We start from the raw sequence: 6110 nt of genomic DNA, 5'->3' as shown, positions 1-6110 counted from the left end.
TGTCCTGTCCCCATTGCCCCTTCCAAGGTCGTCCCGTCCAGATTCACTGATAGTTGTCCTGTCCCCTTTGGTCCCCCCGCCCCTCAAGCTCCCCCATCGCAAATGGCGGGATCCCATCCGCCAAGGGTGGGGCTAGCGTCCGGGGGCTAGCGTCCTGTCCCTTGGAGCCCTGTCCGTCGCGAGACTGCTGCCGCGCGGTGTAAACCGGGGCAGACATCACACGTTGGTGATCCCTTTCTTGATGGCGTTGCGCATGAGTCTTTGAAATGAAGCCGCCGAACGATATCCCTTTGGGCAACAACCTCACATCGGAGGAACGGTTGTTTGCGGCCGCCCTGGAGCAGGCGGAGGCGGACCGCAAGGCGTTTTTGGTAGCGGCTTGCCTGGGGGACTTGGCATTGCAGGAGCGGGTGGAGGCCTTGCTGAGGGCGCACGATGCAACCGCCAATCCGCTGGCGACGGTACGACAGACCTCCCTGTCGTCGGCTCTGCCCGAGTTTCTGCTGCCGGTGGAGGAGGCGGCGGGCGAGACCCTCGGTCGATACAAGCTGCTGGAAAAACTGGGCGAAGGCGGCTGCGGCGTGGTGTATGTGGCCGAACAGACTGAGCCCGTTCGCCGTCGGGTGGCGCTCAAGATCATCAAGCGGGGCATGGAAACCAAGGCGGTGATCGCCCGCTTCGAGGCAGAGCGCCAGGCGTTGGCGCTGATGGATCATCCCAACATCGCCAAGGTGCTGGACGCCGGTGCGACCGGCTCCGGCCGACCGTACTTCGTGATGGAGTTGGTCCGCGGCATCCGGATCACGGACTACTGCGACCAGAACCACCTGAACACCCGGGCCCGGCTGGATCTCTTCATCAAGGTCTGCCAGGCGATTCAACACGCCCACCAGAAGGGCATCATCCACCGGGACATCAAACCGTCGAACATTCTGGTGACGCTGCATGACGGGGTTCCGGTGCCCAAGGTGATCGACTTTGGCATCGCAAAGGCGACGGAGGGAAGGCTGACCGACCATACCGTCTACACCCAGCTGCACCAGTTCATCGGCACGCCGGCCTACATGAGCCCGGAGCAGGCGGAGATGAGCGGACTCGACATCGATACCCGGAGCGACATCTACAGTCTGGGAGTGCTGTTGTACGAGGTCCTGACCGGGCGCCCGCCGTTTGATCCGAAGGAACTGATGTCCCAGGGGATTGACGGCATGCGCCGGACGATCCGGGAGGTGGAACCGGCGCGCCCGTCCACGCGCCTCGCCACTCTTTCCGGGCAGGAACTGACGACCACGGCCCAGCGAAGGGCTGTCGAGTCCGCCCAGCTCACCCATCTGGTCCGGGGCGACCTGGACTGGATCGTGATGAAGTGCCTGGAGAAGGATCGTTCGAGACGCTACGAGACGGCAAACGGGCTGGCGGCCGATCTCCGACGTCATCTGGATAATGAACCCGTCACCGCCCGTCCGCCGAGCACCGCCTACCGTCTTCAAAAGGCGTGGCGGAGGAACCGGCTTGCCTACAGCGCCGGAGCCGCCGTGGTGGTGGTGTTGGCGGTGGCCCTCGTCTTCACCCTCGTCTCGGGTCATCGCACCCGCGCGGCCCTCCGGCACGCCGAAGCCGCCCGGGCCGCGGAGGAGTCCCAGCGCCGGTTGGCGCAGGCGGAGCGGGTCCGGGCCGACCAGCAGCGGATTGCGGCCGAGGCGAATCAGTTGGATTCCCGCCGTCGGGCCTACGCGGCGGCCATTGTGCTGGCCCAACAGGCATTGGCGCAGGACGACCTCGGTCGAACGCGCAACCTGTTGATCGGCCAGCGCCCTCAGCCGGGCGAGCGGGATCTTCGCGGCTGGGAGTGGCGGTACCTGTGGGGACTGGCCCGGCCTGACGCGCATGAGATCCTTGTCCAGCAGCCCGACGCGCTGACTTCGGTGGCCATCTCGCCGGGAGGCGACCGGATCGCGTACACGGACCAGGAGGGTTCCGTGGAGCTGATGAACCTCGCCACGCGTGGGGTGGAGTTGCGCACGAAGGGGGCGGGCTACCGTGGCACCACCTTCCGCATCATGGCGTTCTCACCCACTGAGCCTCTCCTGGCCTTCCATGAACGCCTGGCCGAAAACCGGTGTGCCGTCACCGTGTGGGATTGGGAGCAGAGGACCAATCGATTTCAGCTTCCGGCGGGCGAGGGTGTCATGACGGTTGTCTTCAGCGGCGACGGTCAGCATCTCGGGGTACTCGATGGCCGGACCGGTTCAACGCTTTATGAATCGAAGAATGGCCGCCAGGTACGCTCGTGGATTCAGACCAACAGTTTGTCCTACGCATTGTCATTGTCCCGAGACGGCCAAACCCAGGCGATTGGCTTCAATGACGAGCAGTCGGAGTCGGACACCGGTTGGGGCAAGGCGATGACGGCGACGGAGGGTGTCGCAACCCGCCCGATAATCTCGGCCACGCCCGGAATGATCAGCACGATCACGCTCTCCCGGGATGGTCAGGTCTTGGCCACGGGAGCCTTCGGACTCGATACGGAGATCAAGCTCTGGGACGTCGGATCCGGCGCATTGATCCGTCGCCTCGAGGGGCATCGGGCCTACCTTCATCAGCTGGCCTTTTCGCCCGACAACCGCCTGCTGGCATCGGCCAGCGCCGATCAGACGGTTCGCCTTTGGGATTGGGCGAACGGCACCTGTGTCGGGGTCTTGCGGGGGCACCTTGGCGAGGTGTGGAGCCTGGCGTTCAGTGCGGATGGGAAACGGCTCATCAGCGCCAGCAAGGATGGCACGATCCGATCCTGGCCGGTGGGTCATACCAATCCCCGCCAAGCGTCGCGGACCGCATCGAGGGCTGGTGAACTGGCGGGGTTCCTGGAAAACAGCCGGACCCTTGTGACCGTAAGCGCCGACGGCTTTGTGCTCTTCTGGGACGGAACGAATCAAGCTCCCACCCGGCACATCCCACTGGGACTTACGAACGCGAGTTGTGCGCGACTCGCGGCGGACAAGCGGCAGATTCTGATCGGGTTCGACGACGGCCAGCTTCAGGAATGGGATCTTGTCGAACGGCGACGGCTTTCCGATGCTCATGCCGGCTCAACGCGTGTTCTTGATGTTCGGTATCGGTTTGGCGGCGCCGGCTGGCTGGTGCTGGTGGGAAATCAGGTCCTTGCCTGGGGAACGAATTCCGCCCAACCGCCCACCCTCCTTGCCACTGGCGCCGGATACCATATGGAACCGGTGCCCAATGCCGACGCGGTCCTGTTGGTTCGCAGCAACCGGTTTGAGGTCTGGGACATTGTCCGGCGAGAACTTGTCGCGGGTTTCGACACCAGCCGGAAGGTTGACCGGTTCTCCTTCAGTCCGGACGGACAATGGCTTGCTGCCAGCAGCTACGTTCCCATTGGGATGGCAACACTTTGGTCCTGGCCGGGTCGCGAGATCCGGGGCGAGTTTCGTCAGCATTTGCTGGGTGCCCATGGCCTCGCCTTTTCGCCGGACAGCCGCCGACTGGCCACCGGCAGCGTCGGGAGGGACGCCGTACGCGTTTGGGATGTGGTCACCCAAATGGAACTGCTGACCCTCGCCGGTGGGGATCTTGGGTTTGACCGGATGGAATTCTCCCCGGATGGCAACCGCCTGGCGGCGTTGGAGCAAGGCTTCGGCCTGTTTGTCTGGACCGCCCCCACCTGGGAGGAGATTGCTGCCGAGGAGGCACGGGAGGCTTCGAGCGCCAAGGCTCCGTGAACGGGTTGTAAACACGTCTCCCGCATGAACTCGTGATGCGATGGTGTCCGATCGCCGATCGGGCAGTCCTCCCGAGGTCGGCGACTTCAATCTGCGGAAGCCGAGCCTGGCAACGGCTGCCGTGTGGCGGGCGTCATGGGCCGGGCTGGCGAAGCTCGCTGAACAGCCAGGCCTTGGCGTAGGCCCACCACCGCTTCGCGGTCGGCTCCGAGATGTTGAGCACGTCCGCGGCCTGCTCAATGGTCAGCCCGACAAAGTAACGCAGCTTCACCAACTCGGCCTTGGGAGGGTGCGATCGGGCGAAACGTTCGAGGGCCTCGTTGAGTGCCAGCAGTTGGTCGTCCTCCGCCGGGCTGGCGAGCTGCAGCCCTTCGAGATCAACATGCTCCGCCCCCTGACCTCGCCGCTGCGCCTGCTTGCGCCGGGCGCGATCCACGAGGACTCGCCGCATGGCCTCGGCCGCCGCGGAAAAGAAGTGGGCGCGGCTCTGCCAGTGCGGCTGGATGTCGGCTCCGAGGCGCAACCACGCCTCGTGGACCAGTGCGGTGGGCTGGAGCGTGTGGCCGGCAGCTTCACGGGCCATCTTATGCGCCGCGACCTGACGCAGTTCGGCATAGATCCGGTCGAACAGCCGTTCCGCCGCCCCGTCGTCACCGGCGCGGACGGCGGCCAGGATCTCAGTGAGGTCGTTCATTAGGAGCCAATGGGGTCTGTAACATTGACAATGTGCGCACGGTTTCGAGGCTAGGAACTTCGCCACTGACTGGAGCCGACCCGCAGGACGTGAGCGCTGCCGCGTGCAGCAGGAGGAAAGCGGAGGAGGCAGAATGATCGTCGGCGCTCCGGATGGGCGCCGGGAGAGGGGTGACCCCGGTGTCCGCGAAAGGGGGGAACCACAAAAGAAACCTGAACTGCTGTCCTGTCCCTGCGGGTTTCTTGTGGCGGTTGCGGCTTCGCCCCCTCGACCAAGCGGTCCCCGGACTGGACGTCCAACGCCAGCTTGATTTGCCGGTAGGACCTCGCCGGCTTCGGGTCTGTCCAGGGGCTTGCGGATCGCTCCTCGAAGGCCGCTGTTGTCGAGGCTGTGTTTGCCGATCCGGTAGACGTGGATTTGGAACGTGTTTTCATGTGCACCCCAACCTTGAACCGAGTCCGCTCGGCTGACACCCCTCATGCGATCCATCAATAGTATCAGTAACGCGCTGGCGACCACCTCGCTGTCCACCGATCTCAACGCCGACTTCTACACCGGCCGTTTTGGCGGGTGGTCTCTGGTGCCGATCACGTCGACGTTCGCCACCAGCGCCAGCCTTGTATTGACGTCCATCTACGCGTACGGCAACGCCGATTTCACGCAGACGAGCGTCTATTCCTCGCCGCTCATCCCGAATACCGCCCAAAAGGTTAGCCAGAACGAGGGCGACTGGCTGCCCGGGGCCTACATGCAGGTGCGTGCGACCTACTGGGTCCGCGAGTGGATCGGCCTCTACGGCAGCGCGGAGTGGCCCCGGAACGGTGCACTGCGCATTCAGGGGCTGAACTACGAGGCCGAGTTCGACTTTGGCCTCACCTGCGTCGTCCGCGGCGGCATGCAGTTCACGTTCTGACCCTTCTCCCGGAGGGACGAGCTTTGCGAGTCCCTGACCTCCCCCGCAGCGCGTGCGGAGGGGCTGCGTGGAACGGTGGAAGCATTGCGCGTTGGGCTTTCCTCGTTCCCCGTCGTGGGTCCACGGGCGCGGGGGTTGATATGGGGGCTCGGACACTTCGTCCCTCCCGGACACCCAATGTGTGACTTTCTCCCGCGCCTTCCCAAGTAGGGGGTTGACCATGTACTCCCTGAAACATCGCCTTCTCTCCCTGGCCTCCCTGGCCACCGTCACCCTCCACGCCATCGGCGCCGGCTCCAGCGAATGGGCTCCGTGGGCGCCTCAACCCACAACGGCCCCTCCTGCGAGCCCGCACCGCATCGCCAGAGCCCGCGCTGCGGAGACATCGCCGGTGGAGGTGGATATTCTGGTGCTCTACACCACGGCCGCCCGGGATGGCGCCGGAGGTGTGGACGCGTTGAAGTCGGCGATCATGGACGGCTTCGATGTCGCCAATCAGATCCATGCCAACAGCCGCACCTTTATCCGGCTGAACCCCGTGTCCATCCTGCAGTCACCCTTGGTGGAAACGGGCTCCGCCTTCACGGACCTGCCGAACCTGGCCGGCAGCTCGGGTCCATCCCTCCGCAATGAGTACCGCGCGGACCTGGTTCTATTGGTGTTCGAATCCGACAAGTCGGAGATCTCCGCCGTGGCGGGTCCGGGGCGTCCCGGGACCACGGGAAACAGTGCCACCGCCTACTTCAGCCTGCAGCGGAACTAA

Annotated in this window: 4 protein-coding genes; 3 read left to right on the top strand and 1 reads right to left on the bottom strand. The window is 64.7% G+C overall.

The features are described 5' to 3' along the window. Positions 1-266: 266 nt before the first annotated feature. Positions 267-3740: a serine/threonine protein kinase gene (locus KF791_20770; GenBank protein MBX3735017.1), complete on the top strand. Its 3474-nt coding sequence runs from the start codon at positions 267-269 to the stop codon at positions 3738-3740. A 133-nt stretch (positions 3741-3873) separates the two neighbouring features. Here KF791_20770 and KF791_20765 read toward each other — a convergent pair whose 3' ends face one another. Next, positions 3874-4434: a sigma-70 family RNA polymerase sigma factor gene (locus KF791_20765; GenBank protein ID MBX3735016.1), complete on the bottom strand. Its 561-nt coding sequence runs from the start codon at positions 4432-4434 to the stop codon at positions 3874-3876. A 478-nt stretch (positions 4435-4912) separates the two neighbouring features. Here KF791_20765 and KF791_20760 point away from each other — a divergent pair, with 478 nt between their 5' ends. After that, entirely contained in the window at positions 4913-5347 is a 435-nt protein-coding gene (locus KF791_20760) for a hypothetical protein (protein MBX3735015.1), read from the top strand. 220 nt (positions 5348-5567) lie between these two features. Then, complete coding sequence (locus KF791_20755; protein ID MBX3735014.1) at positions 5568-6110, top strand: hypothetical protein; 543 nt, start codon at positions 5568-5570, stop codon at positions 6108-6110.

This window comes from Verrucomicrobiia bacterium, assembly GCA_019634635.1.
Lineage (GTDB): Bacteria > Verrucomicrobiota > Verrucomicrobiia > Limisphaerales > UBA9464 > UBA9464.
The sequence above is the reverse complement of the archived record's forward strand: the minus strand, read 5'-3'. Positions and strand labels throughout refer to the sequence as shown.